Source organism: Microbacterium oxydans, from assembly GCF_900095745.1.
Classification (GTDB): Bacteria; Actinomycetota; Actinomycetes; order Actinomycetales; family Microbacteriaceae; genus Microbacterium; species Microbacterium oxydans_B.
Map to the genome: position 1 here is coordinate 1 of NZ_FMIR01000010.1, position 19826 is coordinate 19826.

At 69.6% G+C, this 19826-nt stretch carries 20 protein-coding genes; 6 read left to right on the top strand and 14 right to left on the bottom strand.

Annotated features, from left to right (window positions below; translation table 11 throughout):
- Positions 1 to 292 precede the first annotated feature (292 nt).
- The 4 genes from BQ2383_RS03735 to BQ2383_RS03745 all read left to right on the top strand — a co-directional run bounded on the left by BQ2383_RS03735 (position 293) and on the right by BQ2383_RS03745 (position 2256).
- Positions 293 to 568 (top strand): hypothetical protein, encoded by a 276-nt coding sequence (locus BQ2383_RS03735; protein WP_231481680.1) that lies wholly within the window; start codon positions 293 to 295, stop codon positions 566 to 568.
- Positions 569 to 706: 138 nt separating this feature from the next.
- Complete coding sequence (locus BQ2383_RS19580; RefSeq protein WP_279627345.1) at positions 707 to 838, top strand: hypothetical protein; 132 nt, start codon at positions 707 to 709, stop codon at positions 836 to 838.
- A 60-nt stretch (positions 839 to 898) separates the two neighbouring features.
- Positions 899 to 1102: a hypothetical protein gene (locus BQ2383_RS03740; protein WP_091029727.1), complete on the top strand. Its 204-nt coding sequence runs from the start codon at positions 899 to 901 to the stop codon at positions 1100 to 1102.
- Positions 1103 to 1194: 92 nt separating this feature from the next.
- Complete coding sequence (locus BQ2383_RS03745; protein WP_091029730.1) at positions 1195 to 2256, top strand: hypothetical protein; 1062 nt, start codon at positions 1195 to 1197, stop codon at positions 2254 to 2256.
- A 9-nt stretch (positions 2257 to 2265) separates the two neighbouring features.
- On the opposite strand, the gene BQ2383_RS03750 is transcribed toward BQ2383_RS03745, so the two are convergent.
- The gene (locus tag BQ2383_RS03750; RefSeq protein WP_091029733.1) at positions 2266 to 3645 is read right to left on the bottom strand and encodes a serine/threonine-protein kinase; all 1380 of its coding nucleotides are present in this window, start codon (positions 3643 to 3645) and stop codon (positions 2266 to 2268) included.
- A 137-nt stretch (positions 3646 to 3782) separates the two neighbouring features.
- On the opposite strand from BQ2383_RS03750, the gene BQ2383_RS03755 reads away from it, so the two are divergent.
- Positions 3783 to 4178, top strand: a complete 396-nt coding sequence (locus BQ2383_RS03755; protein WP_091029736.1) for a hypothetical protein — start codon at positions 3783 to 3785, stop codon at positions 4176 to 4178.
- Between the two features lie 52 nt (positions 4179 to 4230).
- On the top strand, positions 4231 to 5931 hold the full coding sequence (locus BQ2383_RS03760; RefSeq protein WP_091029741.1) for a long-chain-fatty-acid--CoA ligase: 1701 nt from the start codon (positions 4231 to 4233) through the stop codon (positions 5929 to 5931).
- 109 nt (positions 5932 to 6040) lie between these two features.
- Here BQ2383_RS03760 and BQ2383_RS03765 read toward each other — a convergent pair whose 3' ends face one another.
- The 13 genes from BQ2383_RS03765 to BQ2383_RS03825 form a co-directional block, all read right to left on the bottom strand.
- Positions 6041 to 6571, bottom strand: coding sequence for a prevent-host-death protein (locus tag BQ2383_RS03765; protein ID WP_244175879.1), 531 nt, complete (start codon positions 6569 to 6571; stop codon positions 6041 to 6043).
- Between the two features lie 70 nt (positions 6572 to 6641).
- The gene (locus BQ2383_RS03770; RefSeq protein WP_091029745.1) at positions 6642 to 7103 is read right to left on the bottom strand and encodes an SRPBCC domain-containing protein; all 462 of its coding nucleotides are present in this window, start codon (positions 7101 to 7103) and stop codon (positions 6642 to 6644) included.
- 9 nt (positions 7104 to 7112) lie between these two features.
- Complete coding sequence (locus BQ2383_RS03775; RefSeq protein ID WP_091029749.1) at positions 7113 to 7757, bottom strand: dihydrofolate reductase family protein; 645 nt, start codon at positions 7755 to 7757, stop codon at positions 7113 to 7115.
- 1 nt (position 7758) lies between these two features.
- Positions 7759 to 8097 (bottom strand): ArsR/SmtB family transcription factor, encoded by a 339-nt coding sequence (locus BQ2383_RS03780; RefSeq protein ID WP_091029753.1) that lies wholly within the window; start codon positions 8095 to 8097, stop codon positions 7759 to 7761.
- 49 nt (positions 8098 to 8146) lie between these two features.
- Positions 8147 to 10081, bottom strand: coding sequence for an amidohydrolase family protein (locus BQ2383_RS03785; RefSeq protein WP_091029756.1), 1935 nt, complete (start codon positions 10079 to 10081; stop codon positions 8147 to 8149).
- Complete coding sequence (locus tag BQ2383_RS03790; RefSeq protein ID WP_140403291.1) at positions 10078 to 11457, bottom strand: S10 family serine carboxypeptidase-like protein; 1380 nt, start codon at positions 11455 to 11457, stop codon at positions 10078 to 10080. Before BQ2383_RS03790 ends, BQ2383_RS03785 begins: the two co-directional genes overlap by 4 nt.
- Positions 11454 to 13058: a hypothetical protein gene (locus BQ2383_RS03795; RefSeq protein WP_091029760.1), complete on the bottom strand. Its 1605-nt coding sequence runs from the start codon at positions 13056 to 13058 to the stop codon at positions 11454 to 11456. Before BQ2383_RS03795 ends, BQ2383_RS03790 begins: the two co-directional genes overlap by 4 nt.
- A complete protein-coding gene (locus BQ2383_RS03800) occupies positions 13055 to 14659 on the bottom strand; it encodes a hypothetical protein (RefSeq protein WP_140403292.1) in 1605 nt (534 codons plus the stop codon). Before BQ2383_RS03800 ends, BQ2383_RS03795 begins: the two co-directional genes overlap by 4 nt.
- A 2-nt stretch (positions 14660 to 14661) precedes the next feature.
- Positions 14662 to 15051: a RidA family protein gene (locus BQ2383_RS03805; protein ID WP_091029766.1), complete on the bottom strand. Its 390-nt coding sequence runs from the start codon at positions 15049 to 15051 to the stop codon at positions 14662 to 14664.
- On the bottom strand, positions 15048 to 16136 hold the full coding sequence (locus tag BQ2383_RS03810; RefSeq protein WP_091029768.1) for an aminotransferase class V-fold PLP-dependent enzyme: 1089 nt from the start codon (positions 16134 to 16136) through the stop codon (positions 15048 to 15050). Before BQ2383_RS03810 ends, BQ2383_RS03805 begins: the two co-directional genes overlap by 4 nt.
- On the bottom strand, positions 16133 to 16927 hold the full coding sequence (locus tag BQ2383_RS03815) for an ABC transporter ATP-binding protein (protein WP_091029772.1): 795 nt from the start codon (positions 16925 to 16927) through the stop codon (positions 16133 to 16135). Before BQ2383_RS03815 ends, BQ2383_RS03810 begins: the two co-directional genes overlap by 4 nt.
- The gene (locus BQ2383_RS03820; RefSeq protein WP_091029775.1) at positions 16924 to 18816 is read right to left on the bottom strand and encodes a dipeptide/oligopeptide/nickel ABC transporter permease/ATP-binding protein; all 1893 of its coding nucleotides are present in this window, start codon (positions 18814 to 18816) and stop codon (positions 16924 to 16926) included. Before BQ2383_RS03820 ends, BQ2383_RS03815 begins: the two co-directional genes overlap by 4 nt.
- Entirely contained in the window at positions 18816 to 19826 is a 1011-nt protein-coding gene (locus tag BQ2383_RS03825) for an ABC transporter permease (protein WP_091029779.1), read from the bottom strand. Before BQ2383_RS03825 ends, BQ2383_RS03820 begins: the two co-directional genes overlap by 1 nt.

The following is a 19826-nucleotide window of genomic DNA, read 5'->3' on the forward strand; positions in this document are numbered from 1 at the left end:
CCCTCCCCTCCTCTCCCTCCCCGCCGAGTGCACGGCTTGGCGCCGAATGCACGGGCTATCCAGGTCAACGAGCCGTGCACTCGAGGGCACGCCGTGCACTCGGCGACCCCACGCGAACGACGCTCACTGAAAGTTGAGCAACATATCGGGTCGGACGTACAATTTCCGTGAATTCCGGCGGGCTGAAAGGGCGCCCGTTCCACCGCACGATGCAGAGATCAGCATCCTCGGATGCGGTGCGCTCCTCGACAGCCGATGCCGGCCGACTGATTGGAGTGTTGAGATGTTCACGATGCCCGATCCCCGATTCGAGCTCAGGAAGATCACCGATACCGAGTGGCTGATCCTCGATCACCGCTACGCCGCGGATGACTCGCGCCGCACGGTCGCCTGCATCTACCAAGTCGACACCGTCGAGGTCGAAGCCGTCTGGCTACGCGACCTGCCGCTCGCGACGTACTACATGTCTGCGGCGGATGTGCTCGAGGACGTGCAGCGGTTCCACTCGCCGCGACGCGCGAGTCGCCCGATCCCGATTCCGCACCTGCCTCCGCTGGCCACCGCCTGACGTCGACGAGACGCCGGCGGGCGAGCCGACGAGGGTCGGGATTGTCCGGCCCGGTGCACGCGTCTGTCAATGGGCACGCGTGCCCGGGCCGGTGGGGCGAGACTGATGGCCCCACCCCTCAGCCGAATGGAGCCTCTGATGTCAGATCCGCAGACGAACCACGATGACCAGCCCCTCGTCGACGCCGTCGGCATCGACCCGGACATGCCGTCCACCGATGATGATGATGATGATGATGCCGACATCGACGTCGCCGACCAGGACGAGTGACCTGATTCGCGCGCGCGCAACCCCCTGGCGTTCTCACCTTGAGCGTCACATCCTCGGGGCATGACACACCCCGACGACATCAAACAGCCACTGGACCACCTGCCTCCCCTCGAAGAGCGGGACAAGGCGATCGAGATCGAAGAGCCGAGCTACCCGACGTCCGAGGCACCGACCGGACCCGCGCATGCCTCGCCCGAGACGGCGGCCGAACCCGGCAAGCCGAACCGGCACGGCGTCGACAAGCTCCCGCCCGGAACGAGCTGAGCCCGGCGCGCGGCGCCGGCGGCGCTGACCGGATGCCGACAGTGTCCTGGGTATCCGGCGGTGCCGAGCTCGGCCCACCCTAGGCTTCAGGGGTGCCCCCACCCGCTGCCTCCCGTCGACGGACGGTCTCCAGGGTCGCGGGCGCATTCTTCGCCCTCGCCACGGCGATCGTGGTCGGGGAGCTCGGCGTCTCGGTGGCGACGTCCGGCGAGGCATCTCTTCTGATCGGACCGCTCGACGAGCGCAGCCTGCTCACCGGCTCGATGCTGATCGCGTTCGCCGCCCTCTGCGTCGGGCTGTGGAGCGTGGATGCGCCGCGGTGGATGCTGGCGCTCAAGATCATCGGCATCGTGCTCGCCGCTGGAGCGGGAGCCCTTGCGGCTTTCCTCGTGATGCTGTCCATCGAGGTGAAGGTCACGCCGCTGCTGCAGGGCGACTGCGACACCGGCTACGTCGTGGTCGAACGCTCGTTCCTGATGGGATCGAGTGGCACCGTGTATCGGCAGGACGGTCTCGTCGCGACCTCGGTGGCACGAACCTCCGGGAACAACGCCTACCAGCCGTTCGCAATGGACGGGTACGCCGTGGCGGACGCGGATGGCACGCTGACGGTCTCGTATGCGGTCAACGAGCCGAACACGAACTCGAACCCGGCGGGGACCTACGCGGCGTCGTTCTCCGTTCCCGTGCTCGCGGACAGAACACCGCACTGCGGGTATGAGGCGCAGAGGGAGCCGATCCGGTCTCCGAGCCCTCCGGTGACCTCGGCACCTGAACCCATGACCGCTGCGGCCGTCGATGATCAGATGACGGAACTCGTGACCGCCTCGTTGGATGCCTCCTCCGGAACCGCCGTCGATGCATCCGGCGCTCCGATCGACGCCGCCGCCCTGCCGATCCGGTCCGTTTCGTGCGCCGAGAGTCCCGGCACCCGCCGCGAGCTGCAGCTCGACTTCCGCACCGACGACAACACCCGATCGGTCGCCGACATCCTGAAGGTCTGGGACCGAGCCGGCTACGAGCAGGATCGTGCCATGCAGGAGGACATCCGTTACAGCGAGGGCCGCCCCGTGGAGCGGATGAGCGTGCGGGACACGTCGAGCATCGACGGCCTGATCCACCTCACCGTGAGCTCGATCTGCATCGTCGAGTAGCGCGCTGCTTCATCCTTCGCGACTCTTCTCGGCCTCTTTCTGCGCCTTCTCCGCCTCCTTGCGGGCGTCTTCATCGGCCTTCTGCTGCGCCTTCTCCGCGTCCTTGGCCGCTTTCTCTGCGGCCTTCTGCTCGTCGGTCGGCTTTCCGCCGCCGGGCTCGGTGTCTTCGGCGGGCACGACGGGCACGACGGGCTCAGCAGGCTGGTCGGGAGCGTTCACGGGTGTCGTGGAAGGCTCCGCAGTCGGCGCGGGAGACTGCTCGGTGTCGACCGTGTCGGTCACGTCCGGATCCACGGCGCCGATGCCCGACAGCCACACCCCGGTCAGGACGGATGCGGCGACCGCCGCGACCACGGCGCCGCCGATGATCCTCCGGCGACGCCCGCCGGCCTTTCGCTCGGTGAGACCGCGCGGTCTCACCGGCCCGGCGGGAAGAAGGAGTGTCGGGGTGGTGGCCGGCGATGACGAGGCGCGCGCTGCGGCCATCGCTGCGACCGTGGCCGGGACGGCAGGACGCGGCGGAGCAGGAGGCGCCGGGCGCGACGATGCCGTCGCTGCCGTCACGAGTTCCGACGACGCGGCGAACACCTCCAAGGCACGTGGCCGATCGGCGGGGTCCGCGGCCAGCATCCGCGTCAGGAGGGTGGTCCACCCGACCCCCAGGGATGCCGGCACCTCCGGCATCTCGATGAGCCGGGCCATCGCGGCGCCGATGCCTTCGGCCTCCGGGAAGGCGCGCGTCCCGGTAAGGGCCTCGAGCAGCACGAGTCCCAGCGAATAGATGTCGGCGGGCGGAGCGGGCGGCTCCCCTCTCAGCTGCTCCGGGGCGAGATACGCCGCGGTTCCGATCACGAGCCCGGGGGTGGTGAGCCGCGCGCCGTCGACGAGGACGGAGATGCCGAAGTCCGCGAGCTTCGCCCCCGACCGGTTGCCGGGAAGCGGAGTCCGCGACACCAGCACATTCGACGGCTTGATGTCACGATGCACGATCCCCGCGCCGTGCACGACATGCAGCGCCTCGGCGAGGTCCGCTGCGAGCCGCGCGACCTCGGCGGGTGCCATGGGCCCCTGCGCGATTCGGGCGGACAAGGTCGGCCCATCGATGAACTCCATCACCAGGTACTCGGCTCGCCCCGGGACGAGCTGCGCGTCGTAGAGCGTGACCAGGCCGGGGTGGTTGAGCGAGGCGAGCACCGTCATCTCGCTGCGCGCGCGACCGGATGGCTGTGCGCCGTCCATCTCGTCGCGCAGCATCTTGATCGCCACCGTGCGGCCGAGGAAGATGTCGTCAGCGCGATACACGCGTGCCATCCCGCCCTGTCCGACGCACTCCTGCAATCGGTAGCGCCCATCGAGCAGCGCTTCGGTAGGAAGCGAGTCATCGGTCATCGTCGAATCCTCCTGACGCCCGTCGGGTATCGGGCGGCGAACGCCCACGCTACGGCCTCGACGCGCTCGAAGCCCGGGCCTTGACACGAGCGCGCACGCACCCCCGGTACTGTTTTCTCAGGAGAACGGAGCCGATCATGGATGCTGCCGATGCGATCGGACTGATCGCCGAGATCCTCTCGTGGATCGGCCTCGGGATCGGTCTCCCCCTGCTCCTCATCGTCTTCCTGGTGAAAGTGCACGATGGCCGCTGGGTGCCGCAGGAGGTCTTCATCCTCGAGGACGACGGCCGCGCCCGCGCCCGCTGGTTCACCGCCGGCGACTTCTGGGAGCGCCCGCTCCGCGCGGACGAATCCGGCCACTGGCAGGGCCGCGAAGAGGTCGACGCGTTCGTCAGCGAACACCACCCGAGTCTGATGCGCTTCGAACCCCGCCGGCCCCTCCTCCATGCCGTGCAGGTGCTCGGAGTCACCCTCGCCAGCGTGGGGGCTGCGGCGGTCGTCCTCTCGATCATCTTGCTGTTCGTGGGGTGAATCGACGGCGGCCGGCCTGACAGGCACCGGCATTCCGCGGCAGGATGGAGGCATGCCCGTTCCTCCCCTCTCTTCACGCCCCTGGCTCGACTCGTACGCGGAGGGCGTCCCCGCAGACATCGATGAGCCGACGCAGACCCTCCCGGAGATGCTGTCGGCGAGCGTGAAGGCCTTCGGCCGGCGTCCGGCGCTGGACTTCTTCGGCGCGGTCACGACGTACCGGGAGCTCGGGGAGCAGATCGAGCGCGCCGCGGAGGGCCTGCGGCGGCTCGGGGTCGGCAAGGGCGACCGCGTCGCCCTTGTGCTCCCCAACTGCCCGCAGCACGTCGTGGCCTTCTATGCGACTCTGCGACTCGGCGCGATCGTGGTCGAGCACAATCCCCTCTACACGCCCCGCGAGCTGCGACACCAGTTCGAGGATCACGGCGCCCGCGTCGCCATCGTCTGGGACAAGGCCGCCGACATGGTCGCCGGTTTCCCGGCCGACCTCCGGGTCGAGCACATCGTCAGCGTCGACATCACCGCGGCGATGCCCCTGTCGAAGCGCGTCGCGCTCCGTCTCCCGATCCCCAAGGCTCGTGAGGCGCGAGCGAAGCTGACCGGCACACCGAAGGCACGGCACCTCGTCGCCTGGAAGGGTCTCGTCGACCATCGCCGGCTCTCGCGACGCGTGCCAGGGCCGGCCCTGGACGACACCGCACTGCTGCAGTACACGAGCGGCACGACGGGCGTTCCGAAGGGCGCGATCCTCACGCACTCGAACCTCCGCGCCAACGCGATGCAGGGACGGGCGTGGGTGCCCGGCCTCGTCGATGGCGAAGAGACGTTCTACGGCGTGCTGCCGTTGTTCCACGCCTACGGCATGACGCTGTGCCTCACGTTCGCGATGAGCATCGGAGCGCGGCTGGTTCTGTTCCCCACGTTCGATCTGGGGCTCGTCACGGCGGCGGCGCGCTCGACTCCGCCCACCTTCCTTCCCGCCGTGCCACCCATCTACGACGCTCTAGCGCGCGCCGCGGCCCGCGGGACCATCGATCTGTCGACGGTCCGCTTCGCCATCTCCGGCGCGATGAGCCTTCCGGTCGCGACCGTGAAGAGGTGGGAGGAGGCGACCGGTGGCCTCCTCGTCGAGGGCTACGGCATGACCGAGAGTTCGCCGGTGGCACTCGGCAACCCGATCGGGCCGTCCCGTCGCCCCGGCACCGTCGGCGTGCCGTTCCCGAGCACCGAGATCCGCGTCGTCGATCCCGAGGACACCGATGTCGACATGCCGGCCGGCGAGCGCGGGGAACTCCTCATCCGCGGCCCTCAGGTGTTCCAGGGCTATTGGGGGCGTCCGGGCGAGACCGCGGATGCACTGCTGGCAGACGGCTGGCTCCGCACCGGAGACATCGCCGAGGTCTCGGCCGACGGGTTCGTGAGCATCGTCGATCGCCTCAAGGAGCTCATCATCACGGGCGGGTTCAACGTGTCGCCCAGCGAGGTGGAAGACGTGCTCGCCGCGCACCCGGATGTCACCGCCGCCGCCGTCGTCGGTCTTCCCCGGCCGCACGGCGGAGAAGACGTCGCCGCCGCGGTCGTGCTCCGCGACGGTGCCACCCTCGACGTGGATGCGCTGCGCGACTTCTGCCGCACCCGGCTCACGCCCTACAAGGTGCCGCGCCGCATCACCGCCGTCGATGACCTGCCCCGGTCGCTCATCGGCAAGGTGCTGCGCCGCCAGGTGCGCGACGAGCTGCTCGAAGGGCGCTGAGGGGTCGAACCCACCCGTCAGTCACCGGACCGGCCCCGGCCGTGGGCGAGTGCACCAGAAGTGGCTCGCTACTTCGTCGCGTTCGGGTGATGCGTGTGCACCTGCTCGATCAACACGTCGCCACCGTCGACGTAGAACCAGATTCGCGCATCACCCTGGGCGGTCGGCTTGTGCTGCCAGCGCTCGTGACGAGCGTTGCCGCGCTGGATGAACTCCACTCCGCAGGTCGAGCGGAGAGCCCTGCGGCGATCGCGGTCGCCGTCTCCCGCCAGGACGTGAGCTCCGCGATCGCCAGATGGGGCTGTCCTGTGGCGAACGATGCGCGAGCCGCATCGACGAGATCCCGTGCGCACGTCGCCTGGTCGGTATCGGAGAGCGCCAGCATCCACGGGAAGCGGTCAGCCATCCGCGACGCGAGAGTGCCCTCCTCGTCGAGCGTGACCGTGATCAGGTCGGCGGCGAACTGCAGCAGCGCCGCGCGGGCGTCGGCCTCACGCTGCGACATCAGTACGAGCGGCTCACCGTCTCGGCGCGTGATCTGGACCGTGTGGTCCTCCGCCTCGGCGAAGACGTCAGCGGAGTGCTTGCTGAGATCAGACGAGCGCCGAGTCGTCGTGCGGAGGTCGTTGAGGATCGTCATGCGTTCATTCTATTCGGAATGTGTTCGGAAGTCTGCGATGCCCGGCGAACATCGGCCCCGCGCCTCGCGATCAGGCGACGTGGCGGCCCAGGGCGTCGAGGAGGCCGCGCGTGCCGGCCTCACGCCCCTGCCCGTCCGCCCAGAACTGGTCGAAGAACACGCCGTGCTCCGTGTGCGTGAAGCGGGTTCCGGCATCGATCGGCTCGAACTCCAAAGACGCGACGGACGTCGACATGTGGGCCCCGTCGAGCCACATGTCGTACGTCGTGACGATGCGGACGCGCTCGACGATGTCGGTGTACGTCGCCTCGTACCGTGAGACCGGACCGCCGTGGAACTTGCCCTCGTCGATGTCGCGCCCGCCGACCCGGAAGTCGAACACCCACTCCCGAGTGCGGATGCGGTCGGCGTCACCCCACCAGCTCCGTTTGCTGTCCTCGTCGGCGAACGCAGCCCAGACGCGCTCGACGGGCGCCGCATAGTCGCGGGTCAGGGTGAATCCGGAGCGCGCGAGTCGGCGTTCGATCGTCATCCCCGCCTCCTATCGGGCCAGAGTGACGTGGATCACGCCGCTCTCGGCGACTTCGCTCGTCACCTCGTGGGTGAGCTCGAAGCCGACCAGATCGTCCCACAGTCGATTCCCGCGACCGAGGAAGATGGGGGTGACCATGAGGTGCAGGTCGTCGATCAGCCCTGCGCGCAGGAAGTCTCGCGCTGTTCGGTACCCTCCGCCGACGCGCACGTCGAGGTCGCCGGCGGCCTCCTTCGCCTCGGCGAGCACCTCTTCGATCGGGGCGTCACGGAAATGGAAGGTGGTTCCGCCGTTCATCGGAAGCGGCGCGCGGGGTGCGGTGTGGGTGAGGACGTAGACCGCGGTGCCGAACGGGGGCGTGTCGCCCCACCAGCCCTTCCAGTCCGGATCGTCGGGGAAGGAGTGGAGTCCGAACATGCCGGCACCCATGATCTCGGATCCGACTCCGTCGAAGAACGCGGCCGCATGACGGTCGTCGACGCCGGTCGTGCCCGCGCCGCTCGTGTCGCCGAAGACGTTCGCGCGAAAGGTGCGGGTGGCGGTATACGCGGCGGTGAGGCGCGCCCAGTCCTCGCCCATCGGATTCTCGGGGGTCGCATCCGACGGCGTGTAGCCGTCCAGCGAGGTGAACAGGTCCAGGCGCACGCGGGTCATGTCAGTTCTCCTTCGGGGTCGTGAGAGCGAGGTGGATGCCGAGTCGGTCGGCGTGGTGGTCGGCGGGTGTTCGCTGCTCGCCGAGCCACAGGTGCAGCACGTCGAGGGCTCCCGGTCGCAGGCTCACGGTGCGCACCCGCCCGAGCTTCTCCGACGTCACGACTCCTGCACTCTCGAGCACGCTCAGGTGCTGCAGGAACGACGGCAGCGCCATGGCGAACGGCGCCGCGAGATCCGAGACGACAGCGGGAGACTTCGCCAGCCGTTCCACGATGGCGCGACGCGTCGGGTCCGCGAGAGCGCGGAACACGGCATCGATCTCGTCGTGATACTTAGGCATGCACCTAAGTATCACGAAGGATCGACATCGCGTCAACCGGGGCGGGAGACTATCCGGTCGTCACGCCCGGCTCCGCGGCGAACGGCATCATCCCGAAGCCGCGGTAGATCCGCGCCGGGCTCACGGCCCGGCCCTCGGCCACGGTGAGGGCCACGTTGCGGATGTCCCTGATCGACTGCGTCGGATCACCGTCGACGAGGATGAAGTCCGCGGCCTTGTCCACCTCGATCGTTCCCCGGTCATCGGCGCGATGCAGGTGCTCCGCGCATCCGATCGTGGCGATGCGGAGGGTGTCGACCGGACTGATACCGGCGTCGACGAAGAGCTCCAGCTCGCGATGCACAGTGACGCCGGTGCCGTCATCCGTTCCCGGCCACAGCTTCACGCCCTTCTGATGCAGCCGGACCACGATCTCCTGAAGGCGCCGGAACGCCGTCTCGTAGCTGTCGAGTTCGGCCTGGTCCCGGTAGGGCACGTAGGTACGTCGGCGGTAGCGGCGGACGCCCGCCGGGAAGTGCTCGATGACCGGCTCGTGAGCGGGGATCACGGTGCGCGCTCTGCTCAGCATCAGCTGTTCGAGAATGACCAGGGTCACGTCGAGGCTCACGCCCCCGTCGACCATCGAGGCCATGGTGCGCTGCACTCGCTCGGAGTCGAGGTCGAGGTCGGCGACCCGGGTGAGCGCCGTCAGCCGCAGCGGCGTGCGCGTGTCCTCCTCCGGCTCCAGCACCCAGCCGAGTGCGAGCTGGTTCAGGTGCGTGATCTCGTCGTACCCGTCGGCGATGGCCCGATCGGCATCCATGAACGCCGGCACGTGGCCCTGCACCCGCATCCCCCGCTCGTGGGCGCGCGCGGCGGTCTCGGCGACCCAGTCGGGCGTGAAGGAGTTGTAGATCTTGATCGCGTGGAACCCGCGGTCGGCATACCAGTCGACGGCTGCGAGCGCCTCGTCCAGACTCTCGACGACGTGGCCCATCCGCATCGCGTGTGCGCTCCGGCCCTCGATGAAGCCGGCGGGCACGGCGGAAGGCCCGCGCACCTCCCCCGTTTCGATGGCGGCCATCAGCGCGGCGAGCGCGTCGTTGTCGTTGCCCATGTCGCGGACGTTCGTGACTCCGGCGGCGATGTACAGCAGGGCGGATGACGTGTCGAGGTGCGCGTGCATGTCGTGCAGACCCGGGATGGCGGTGCGACCGGCCCCGTCGATGATCGTGGCGCCGTCGGGAACCGCGATGTCGGGGCCGATCGCGGTGATGCGCCGCCCGTCGACGACGATCGTCTGCGGGTCGCCGACCTGCCCGCTCACCGGGTCGAAGATGCGCACGTCGCGCACGACGAGCGTCCCGCCCTGGTGCAGCGTGGCCTCGCGGGAGAGCGCGGCGAAGCGGCGTCTGGTCGCTCGCTGCAGCGCCGCATCGATCTCGGCTGCCGCAGCGACGAGATCCGGGTGGAGCAGCAGCTCGCCGTCGGAGATGCCGACCAGGTCACCGGTGGCGCGGTCTCGCAGCACGTACTGCGGCCGCAGCTGCACACCCGTGAGTGCGAAGGCCTCGACGTCACGGCCGCCGACTTCACCGAGCGGCACCGGGACGACGGCGACCTCCCCGGCTGGGAGCAGTGGAACAGGCCTTCCGGTGGCGAGAGCGCGCTCGACCAGCAGCACCAGGCCGTAGGGACTGGCGTCGGCGGGAAGGTAGAAGCCCTCCGCCGTGGTGGTGCCCTCGTCGGCCTGGCTGCTCCAGCGCGCCGCCCCGTCGGGGTCGATCGCGAACCTCTCGTGCACCGTGCCGCCCATGAGCGACGTGCCGTCGATATCCCACCGCACCGGCAGACCGGCATCGAGCCGGAGTGTCTCGGCGAGTCTCGCACCGCGGCCGTTGTTGTCGACCTCGTAGACGATGCGGGTGCGGCCGTCCGGATCGGTGTCGGCCGAGAGTGATCCGACAGGCTCGCCGTTGGACACGAGGATCAGTTGCACCGTCATCGGCGGGTCCCTGCTTTCGAGGTGTGGGTGATGGTTCGGCCGATCGCGTCGCGGGCTTCGACGAGAACCGTCTCATCGAGGGAGTGCCCGGCGATCAGCGGATGGATCTCGACGGCGGATGCCGGCACCCCGGAGTGCCGCACCGCGTGGATCGTGCTGGACAGCGTGGTGGCGAGGTCGAAGTAGCCCCCGAGCAGGAGGATGCGCAGGTCTGGCCGCTCCTTCGCGACCTCGCCGAGGTTCGTCGCCACCGAGGTGCGGAAGATGGGCGGCATGGCCTCTGCCGGACGCCAGTCCCAGGCGAAGTTCAGATCGAGGGAGAGCGACACGTAGGGCTCGTCCGCATCGACGGGTGCGCCCAGCTCGTCGCGGAGGTACCGGGCGATGGGCGCGGAGTGGATGACGTTGCCGCGGCCGAGACCGAGAGCCGGGTCATCGGCTGCCGGAGGGCGTCCGTCGGGATGGGGCTCGGGCAGCGGACCGGTCACGCGCACGTCCAGCCGTCCGACGACGAGTCCCTCGTCGCCGCGCAGGCTGCGGAGGAAGTCCTCGCTGCCCACGCGCAGGTCGGCGGCGAGCACGGCATCCGGCGAGAGGCCCACAAGCTCGGCGATCCGTGCGGCGAGGCGGGTGCGGGTTTCGGGGTCGAGGGCCGCGCCCCGGTGCAGCGCCGGAAGCACCTCGTCGACGGCGAAGCGCTCCGCCTCGGCCCAGACCTCCGCGACGTGATCGACGCCCGCACGGGCGGCACCGTGGAACCAGGCCGCCACCGCCATCGTCGGCAGCGCGAACACGGCGGCGAGGTCGTTCTCGGGTGCCTCGGCGACCGTCGTGGCGTCGAGCATCGGCGAGATGAGGGTGATGCTGTCCAACCGCAGATCCTTCAGCTGCGGGGCGACGGCGGCGAGCCGGTAGCCGCCGAAGCTCTCTCCGATCAGATGGATCGAGGCGTGCTCCCGGTCGTTCGCGCGGAGCCAGGCGCGGATCAAGGTCTCCACGGCATCCGCATCGCCGGGCACCGTGAGCAGCCGAGCCTTCGCCTCGTCCCGGAGCATCCTGCTGAATCCGGTGCCGACCGGATCGACGAAGACGAGATCGGCCGCGTCGAGCAGCGAGACGGCGTTCTCGACGACCTCGCCGGAGCGGAGGATGCGCGGGCCCAGGGCGTTCATGTGCAGCGGAGACGACGAGGCGCCGGGGCCGCCGTTCCACAGGAAGGCGACAGGGCGCTCCGTGTCCGAGTGCCGGACGTAGCTCGTCGCACTGATGGTGGCATCCGGTTCCCCGTCGGGCCCGAGGAGGACCAGTTCGCTCCACCGTGCGACGCCTTCGCCGAGATCTGCGCCGAGCGATACGCGCCCCTCGATCGACCTCACCCGTCCACCACCCAGTCGGTGGTGCGGATGTCGCCGCCTCGGGGCTCGTAGCGCACGGTCACCTCCTCGCCGTCGCGCGCGATGACGATGTCGAGCGGCGTGGATCCATCCCGTGCCGCGCTGTACGAGAAGCGACGCGTGACGAGCTCGTCGCCGTCGCGCAGTCCCGCACGCTCGGCCGCAGACCCCGCGACCAGACCGGTGATGCGCCGCGGCTCCTGGAACGACACGATGTCGAAGCCGAGGTCATGCTCGGGGGCGACAACGGGAACCGGGCGAAGCACTCCCTGGAAGAGCTCCGTCGGTCGTTCGATCGGTTCGCCGGCCACCATCGCGTCGTAGTCGATTCGCGCCTGCTCGCCGATGACCTTCTCGATCCGCTGCAGCCAGCCCTCCACGAGCACCTTCTCGCCGCGACGCTGCGCCCGCTGGATGTCGATGACGATGTCGTCGAGCGAGACCTCTCCGGCCGACTCCGCCCGCAGACGGGCATCGACGGCCACGAGGTACTGGATGCCCCGCCCATAGGGGATGGTCTGCGCACGCAGGTCCGCCCAGAACAGATCGGCCGCAGCCGCGTAGCTCAGGTGCCGTCGCGGGTTCGCGTCGTACCGGCGGTACATGTCGGTGAGCTGCTCGGCGAAGGTCGCGGAGTCGAGTATCCCCGCCCGCCAGGGCAGCACCAGCGAATAGAACTCGGCCGTCCCCTCGCTGTACCAAGATCCGACGGTCCAGTCCTCGTCGAGGTGCGGCCAGTTGTGCACCATCTCGTGCGCGAGCAGAGTGCGCAGATCCGCCTCGTCGACCTCGGTCGTCGGCGAGTAGCCGAACGCGAACGACGACGGGAAGGACGTGCCGCCGGAGCCCTTGTCGGGGTTGCGGCGCACGAGCACGTGATACTGCGGATTCTCCTCTTCGAAGAACGCGCTCATCGTGGTGTGGATGTCTCGCAGGTAGCTGCTGAGGCCGTCGAGGTCGAAGGGCACGTCGCTGTAGGCGTGGATGCCGAAGTTCGTCGCCCCCTCAGGGGCGATGATCGGGGTCCCGGCGCCGAACAGGCAGTGCTCGATCGATGCGATGTCGCCCGACCAGCGCCGCACCTCATCGCCGGCGCCATGGCTCGAGACCGCGGTCACCCCCTGGTCGAGGTTCCAGGTCAGCGAGAAGTCGAACTCGCTCTCCGCACTGAGCGGCACGGGAAGGAAGGTGCAGCCGGCGCCGAACAGTCCGAGCTGCTCGCGGCGCAGGTCGAACAGCGGCCCGACCGGTGTGCGCAGATCCACATCGCGCACGGGGGCCCGCACCGCGACCTCCACGACGCCGTCGACGTCGCGGTCGGCGAGGAAGTGCCGATAGGTGCTCATGGGATCCGACGTGCCCTCGACCTCCGTCAACGAGACGGCGCCGGCGGAATCGCTCACCCGGATGTCTTCCAGCCCGTAGACCGCGCCGGGAACGGAGGCGATCACCGCCGGAAGCCGAAGCAGCACCTCCCCCGCGGCGACGGGGCCGAACTCGGCGCGATAGCGGGCGTCGATGCCCGCCCATCCCTCGGCGCTGCGGAACGGGGTGAGCTCGAGATCGAACACGGGCAGAGTCATGAGAGCGCCTCCCAGCGCACCGTGGCGACCTGGTCGCCGGCCGGCAGATAGTCGAAGACGAGCGGCTCGCCGGCGCGCACGATGTGCAGCGACAGCGGTCGGTCGCTGTAGCGGGATGCGTGGTACGGCAGCGCGAGATCGACCAGCGCATCCCCGTCGCGCACCCCGGCACGGGCGGCCGCGGAATCGGGACGCAGACCCTGCACGCGCCGCCCGTCGCTGCGGAAGGAGGCGACGTCGAAGCCGAGGTCGTACTCGGCAGCCGTCGCCGGGACCGCTCGCATCCCCTCGAACGGAACATCCGGAAGCGGGATGGGGGTCCCTGCGACCATGGCGTCGAAGTCGCGCTGCGCGTCAGCCCCCCTGAAAACCGCCACCCGCTCGACCCAACCCGCAGCTCCAACCTGCTCGCCGGCGCGCTGCGCGCGCAGGATGTCGAGCACGACGTCGTCGAGCGTCTTCTCGCCGTCGGTGGCCTGCCGGATCCGGCCGTCGGTCGCGATCAGGTAGCGGAGCCCGCGCCCGTAGGGGATGCGCTGCGCGCGGGGATCAGCCCAGTACGCGGCGGAGGCCGCGTCGTTGTCGAGCCCTCGCAGGGCGTTGGTGTCGTACTGCTGGAACCTGTCGGTGAGCTGCGCGGCGAGCGCCGGGGTCGAGAGGATGCCTGTGCGGTGCGGCAGCACGTGCGAGTAGTACTCGGCGGTGCCCTCGGTGTACCAGGAGATCGTCGAGTGGTGGTCGTTCAGGGTGGGCCAGTTGTGCGCCATCTCGTGCGCGAGGAGACTCCGCAGCTGGTCCGTCTCGGTCTCGCCGACCGCTGAGAACGCGAACGCGAAGGACCCGGGGAACGCCGAACCGCCCGTCCCCTGCCCGAGGTTCTTGCGGATGAGCACGTGGTAGCTCGACCCCCCGTCCTCGAAGAACCGGGTGAACTCGGTGTGCAGCCTCGCGACGTACTCGCCGATCTCGTCCAGGTCGAACGGGGTGTCGTTGTAGGAGTGGATGCCGAAGTCCGCTGACCCCTCCGGAGTGCGGTGCGGGGTGCCGGCGGCGTAGTAGCAGAACGCGACCGACTGCAGCGGCCCGCTCCACGAGCGATCGCCGGTGCCGTAGCTCGACACCGCCTGGACGCCCTCGTCCAGGAGCCAACGGAGCGAGAAGTCGAAGACGGGGCCGTCGGGGGTCGAGACCTCGCCGGGAAGCACCAGGAAGTTCAGGCCGGCGCCGAACAGTCCGAGCTCTTCGGCCCGGAGGTCGAACAGCGGCCCCACCGGAGTGAGTTCGTCGTGGGGTCGCACGGGCGCCCGGAAGGCGACCTCGACGCGGCCTTCCGTCGTGCGATCCGCGACCCAGTGACGGTAGACACCGGAGGAATCCGACGTGGGCTCGGCTTCCGTGAGCACCAGCGGCCCCGCGTCGTCGGAGACGGCGAGATCCTCCGTGCGGTAGGGCGTCGCCGGAATCGAGACGACGACCTCCGGGATGCTGAGCAGCGTCTCGCCCGCCGCCACCGCGGGCAGGTCGACGAGGTAGTGCACGTCGAACGCCGTCCACACCTCGCCGTCCGCGACGGGCTGGAGGTCGAGCTCGAACCGCGGCATGCTCATCCCCGAGCTGCCGGTCGATGCGCGATGCACGACATCTCGACGCTGATCCCGAACGGCAGGCGGGAGACCTCCACCGCCGTGCGCACCGGGTGGGCGCGATCGCTCAGGTACGCCGCATACGCCTCGTTCATGGCCGGCCACTCATCCATGTCGGTGAGGAAGCACACGATCTGCGCCAGGTCTTCGAGGGCGAATCCCTCCGAGTGCAGCAGTGCCTCGACGTTCTCGAGCGTGCGGCGGGTCTGCGCGCCGATGTCGTCGAGCACGGCATCGCCCGTTGCCACGTCGATCGATCCCTGGCCCGACAGGTAGAGCACGTCTCCGACCCGCCTGGTCGTGGCGTAGGGGCCTTTGGGCTGCGGCACGAGGGTGGCGCGCGTGGTCATGAGTGTCCTCCATGGGGATGGTGTGCCGGCGCGAGCTCTGTCAGCGCAGACAGCAGCAGGTCGACGTCGTCGTGGGTCGTCGTCAGGTACGGCGAGACGCGCAGGGCGCCGTCCCGGACGGTCGTGGTGATTCCGCGGTCTTTCAGCCGGTCGGTCAGTGTCGGGGCATCCGCCACCGTGAGGCTGACGATGCCCGATGCGGGCTCGGCCGCGGCGGGTTGCAGGCCGAGTTCGGCTGCTCCCTCGGCGATGCGCCGGGTGAGCGAGAGGGTGTGCGCGCGGATGGCCTCGAGCCCGATCCCCTGCCGCACGCGGGCCGCGGCCTGCAGCGCGGCCATGCCGAACAGGTTGCTGTGGCCGACGGCCAGTCGCGGCGAGGGCGGCTCGTTCATGTAGCCGATGAGCCCCGGGACCGCGCGGTCGTCGAAGCGCTCGCCGGTCGCGACCACGGCGGCGCCGAATCCCGCCAGCAGCCACTTGTACGACGCGGCGACGTAGACGTCGGCGTGGCGAGCGGCACCGGGGAACAGCCCGGCCGCCTGCGCCCCGTCCACGATCAGGAGCGCGTCCGCAGACACGCACGCGTCGTGCAGCCGAGCAAGGTCGAGCACATCACCCGTCGTCGCGTGCACGTGCGTCACCGAGACCGCCCGCGTGGCCGGGCTGATCGCCGCGATGAGCGCCGTCGTGCGGTCGGCGTGCGCGGTGGTGGCGACCTCCTGGACGGAGATCCCGGGGATCGTGTGCCACGGCATCCGCGGGCTCGGGAAGTCGTCGGCCAGCACGATGACTTCGTCGCCGTCGACGAAGGGGATCGCACGGGCCACGGAGTTGATCGCCGTGCCGGTGTTCGCCAGCACCGAGACCGCGGTCGCGGCGACCCCGAGCTCATCCGCCAGCAGCACCGACACGTCATCCGTGAGCTCATGCCAGTCCGACGAACCGCGCGTCCCGCGACCGAGCGCGCGCGCGACTCCGGCGACGGCCGACTCCACCTCGACCGGGACCGTGCTCACCGCCGCGTGATCGAAGTACCCGCGCGGACGATCAGGGAAGTGGTCGGCGATGGCGCGTTCGTCGATCATGCGGCACTCCCCCTGGCGATTCCCGGCGTCACCGAGAACCGGGGAACGGCGTCGAGCAGCATCCGCGTGTAGGGATCGTGCGGGTCGCGGAACAGGTCTTCCGCCGGCCGGTTCTCCACGACGACGCCCTGCCGCATGACGGCGATGTCGTCGCAGAGGTAGCGCAGCACATCGAGGTTGTGCGACACCACGGCGAGCGCGAGACCCGACTCGCGGCGGATGTCACGGAGGAGGTTCAGCACCGACGCCTGCACGCTCACGTCGAGCGCGCTCGTGGCCTCGTCGCAGACGAGCACCTCGGGTCGCACGGCCAGCGCACGGGCGATCGCCACGCGCTGACGCTGCCCGCCGGAGAACTGGAACGGATACTTCTCGACGTCCGTCGCACTCAGGCCGACGATGTTCAGCAGCCGGACCGTCTCCGTGCGGTGGTCTCCCGGGATGTCGTTGACCTGCAGCGCCTCGCGGATCGCATCGCCCACGGTCATGCGCGGGTTCAGCGACGACATCGGGTCCTGGAACACCATCTGCACGATGCGAGGACGAGATCCCACGCCGCGCGCGGGCAGCGTCTCCAGACGGGCGCCGTTCCATTCGACGCGCCCGTCGGTGGGCCGGCTCATGCCCACGAGGGCGCGGGCGAGCGTCGACTTGCCCGATCCGGATTCTCCGGCCAGGCCCAGCGAGCGCTCGGTCGAGACCGCGACGCTCACCCCGCGCACGGCGTGCACCCGAGTGGCCCCGCGCCCGTAGACGACGTGGATGTCCGAGCCGATCAGCTGACCGCTCATCGTGCACCTCCTGCGACGCTCGCTGCGGAGTCCGTGTGCCGGGGCACCGGATGGGCGGCGCGGTAGGCATCCGTGTTCCACGAGTAGTCGTCGATCGTGGTCAGCTCGTGCGCGGTGCCGCCCGAGAGATCGGGTACTGCGCCGAGCAGCGCCCTCGTGTACGGATGCTGCGGGTCGCCGATCACCTCGGCCATGGGCCCCTCCTCGACGATCCGACCGTCGTACATGACGATCACGCGTTCGCAGACCTGGCTGATCAGCGCCAGGTCGTGCGAGACCATCACCAGCGCCGTCCCGTCTTCTTCGTTGAGCTTCTTCAGCAGGTCGATGACCTGCGCCTGCACAGACACGTCGAGCGCGGTCGTCGGCTCGTCGGCGAGGATCACCTGCGGATCGCCGAGCGTGGCCATCGCGATCATGACGCGCTGACGCTGGCCGCCCGACAGTTCGTGCGGATGCTGCCGAAGGCGCCGCGCGGGCTCGGGGATGCCGACGTTCTCGAGTGCTTCGATCATGCGCGCCTTCGCCGCAGCACCGCGCAGCGAGGTGTGAGCGTCGAGCTTGTCGCGCATCTGCCTCCCCACCGTGAGCGACGGGTTGAGCGACGACATCGGGTCCTGGAAGATCATCGGCATCTTGGCGCCGATGATGCGGCGGAGGCGTGAACGGCTGAGCCCGCGCAGATCCGTGCCGAGGAAGGTGTGCGCGTCGACCTCGGCTTCGAGCAGGCCGGGGAGCATGTGGGCGAGCGCCGAGATGGTGAGGCTCTTCCCGGAGCCGGACTCTCCGACGATGCCGACGCGCTCACCGCGGCGGACGACCAGGTCGATCCCGCGCACGAGCTCGCGCCGATCGTCGCCGTGGCCGGTGAAGACGCGCAGGTTCTGCACACCGAGCACCACGTCTTGCGGCAGCTCGCCCTTCGGGGCCTGCGACGAGGGTGCGTCGTCGATCTCGGCGGCGGGTGCTCCACCCCGGCCGCGGTCGCGGGCGAGACGGCGCAGCATCCGGCCCGGGGTCATCACCGCGCCCCGCGGGTCGAGAAGCTCCGCGAGCTTCTCGCCGAGCAGGCTGAAGCCGATCCCGGCGGAGACGATCGCCACGGCAGGGCCGATCGTGGTCCAGGGCGTGGAGTAGATGTCCTTCATCGCCTCGGCGATCATCCCGCCCCAGTCGTACTCGGGCGGCTGCACTCCGATGCCGAGGAACGAGAGGGCGGCCATCATCATCAGGCTCGCGCCCATGGTCACGACGGTGAGCGTGACGATCGGCTCGGCCACGTTGGGGACGATGTAGCGCCACATCAGTCGCCCCTTGGGCACGCCGAGAAGGCGCGCACTTCCGACGAAGTCGGCGCCCGCGACGGTGGCGGTGAGGTTGACCACCAGCCGCGCGGTCGACGGCACACCGGCGAGCGCGAGACCGAGCATCGCGGCGGTTCCCGAGCGGCCGAGCATCGTCGCCAGCAGCAGCGCCAGGATGATCGAGGGGAATGCGGTCGCGGCGGCGATCAGCTGGAACAGCACCTGGCGGGCACCGTTGCCGAGCACGGCGGCGAGCACCCCGATGAACACGCCCAGCACGAGAGAGATGATGACGGCGCCGAAGGTGAGCGCGAAGGTCAGCCGCGCCGCCACGAGCACACGGCTCAAGACGTCGCGCCCCAGGGCGTCGGTGCCGAACCAGTGCTCGAGAGAGGGCCCGGCGAGCGGGTTGGCGGTGTCGAAGTCGTTCGCCTGCGGTTCGAGGAAGAACGGGGCGAAGAGGGCGGCGAGCACCCAGAAGAGGACGAGGACGAACCCGATCAGGCCCGCCGGCGTCTGGAACACCCGACGCAGCAGTCGTCGGGGCGTCTTGGTGCCGAGCGTGGTGGTGAGGGACTCGGTCATCAGCTGCTCCGGATCAGAGACTTGGGATCGACCTTTGCGAGGATCAGATCGACGATGAAGGTGGCAACGAGCGAGAACGTCGCGATGATGATCACCAGACCCTCCAGAAGCGGATAGTCGTACACGGCGATGGACTTCACGAAGAGGTTGCCGATGCCCGGCCACCCGAACACGGTCTCGGTGATGATCGCGCCGCCCATGAGCGAGGCCAGCATCATGCCCGAGTAGGTGAGCGTGGCGGTCATCACGTTGGGCAGCACATGCCGGAAGAGCACCACGCGGGGAGGAAGGTTGTTGGCGCGGGCGGTGCGCGTGTAGTCCTCGCGCAGCACCCGGGTCGTCTCGGCCTTCATCAGACGGCTGAGCACGGCGATGAGACCGAGCGACATCGTGAGCACCGGAAGGATGAACGCGGTCACGCCCTCTCCCCCGGCGGCCGGCAGCCAGCGCAGACCGACCGCGAAGATCATCACCAGGGAGATCGCGATGAGGAAGTCGGGGATCGAGGCGAAGAACCCGGAGATCGCGTTGAAGGCGGCGTTGGTGCGCTCGCCGCGCCCGTTCTCGGTGCGCACGGCCATCCAGATCCCGAGCGGGATCGAGACGAGCATCGCCAGCAGGAACGCGTAGAGGCCGAGCTGCACCGTGTACGGCAGTCGCGCGGCGATCTCGACGGCCACGCTGTTGCCGGTCGAGATCGATTCGCCGAAGTCGAAGGTGACGATCCGCTCGATGAACCGGCCGTACTGCTCCAGCAGCGGGTCGTCCAGGCCGAGCTCCGCGCGACGGGCGGCGACGTACTCCGGAGTCGCGGTGACGCCCGCGGCGGCGCGGACGGCATCCCCGCCGATGGCGCGGGAGAGGAAGAAGATGAGGGTGGCGATCAGCCAGAGGCTCAGGATCAGCGATCCGGTGCGTCGGACGATGAAGCCCACCCACGGCGATCGCGCCCCCTTCCGGGAGGACTCGTCGGAGTCCTCCCGGGAGGGGGTGGTGACGGTGCTGGTCAT

Coding starts and splice junctions, on each gene's coding strand:
- BQ2383_RS03735 (WP_231481680.1), top strand. CDS start 293: ATGCCCGATCCCCGATTCGAGCTCAGGAAGATCACCGATACCGAGTGG.
- BQ2383_RS19580 (WP_279627345.1), top strand. CDS start 707: ATGTCAGATCCGCAGACGAACCACGATGACCAGCCCCTCGTCGACGCC.
- BQ2383_RS03740 (WP_091029727.1), top strand. CDS start 899: ATGACACACCCCGACGACATCAAACAGCCACTGGACCACCTGCCTCCC.
- BQ2383_RS03750 (WP_091029733.1), bottom strand. CDS start 3,645: ATGACCGATGACTCGCTTCCTACCGAAGCGCTGCTCGATGGGCGCTAC.
- BQ2383_RS03755 (WP_091029736.1), top strand. CDS start 3,783: ATGGATGCTGCCGATGCGATCGGACTGATCGCCGAGATCCTCTCGTGG.
- BQ2383_RS03760 (WP_091029741.1), top strand. CDS start 4,231: ATGCCCGTTCCTCCCCTCTCTTCACGCCCCTGGCTCGACTCGTACGCG.
- BQ2383_RS03765 (WP_244175879.1), bottom strand. CDS start 6,571: ATGACGATCCTCAACGACCTCCGCACGACGACTCGGCGCTCGTCTGAT.
- BQ2383_RS03770 (WP_091029745.1), bottom strand. CDS start 7,103: ATGACGATCGAACGCCGACTCGCGCGCTCCGGATTCACCCTGACCCGC.
- BQ2383_RS03775 (WP_091029749.1), bottom strand. CDS start 7,757: ATGACCCGCGTGCGCCTGGACCTGTTCACCTCGCTGGACGGCTACACG.
- BQ2383_RS03780 (WP_091029753.1), bottom strand. CDS start 8,097: ATGCCTAAGTATCACGACGAGATCGATGCCGTGTTCCGCGCTCTCGCG.
- BQ2383_RS03785 (WP_091029756.1), bottom strand. CDS start 10,081: ATGACGGTGCAACTGATCCTCGTGTCCAACGGCGAGCCTGTCGGATCA.
- BQ2383_RS03795 (WP_091029760.1), bottom strand. CDS start 13,058: ATGACTCTGCCCGTGTTCGATCTCGAGCTCACCCCGTTCCGCAGCGCC.
- BQ2383_RS03800 (WP_140403292.1), bottom strand. CDS start 14,659: ATGCCGCGGTTCGAGCTCGACCTCCAGCCCGTCGCGGACGGCGAGGTG.
- BQ2383_RS03805 (WP_091029766.1), bottom strand. CDS start 15,051: ATGACCACGCGCGCCACCCTCGTGCCGCAGCCCAAAGGCCCCTACGCC.
- BQ2383_RS03810 (WP_091029768.1), bottom strand. CDS start 16,136: ATGATCGACGAACGCGCCATCGCCGACCACTTCCCTGATCGTCCGCGC.
- BQ2383_RS03815 (WP_091029772.1), bottom strand. CDS start 16,927: ATGAGCGGTCAGCTGATCGGCTCGGACATCCACGTCGTCTACGGGCGC.
- BQ2383_RS03820 (WP_091029775.1), bottom strand. CDS start 18,816: ATGACCGAGTCCCTCACCACCACGCTCGGCACCAAGACGCCCCGACGA.
- BQ2383_RS03825 (WP_091029779.1), bottom strand. CDS start 19,826: ATGACCAGCACCGTCACCACCCCCTCCCGGGAGGACTCCGACGAGTCC.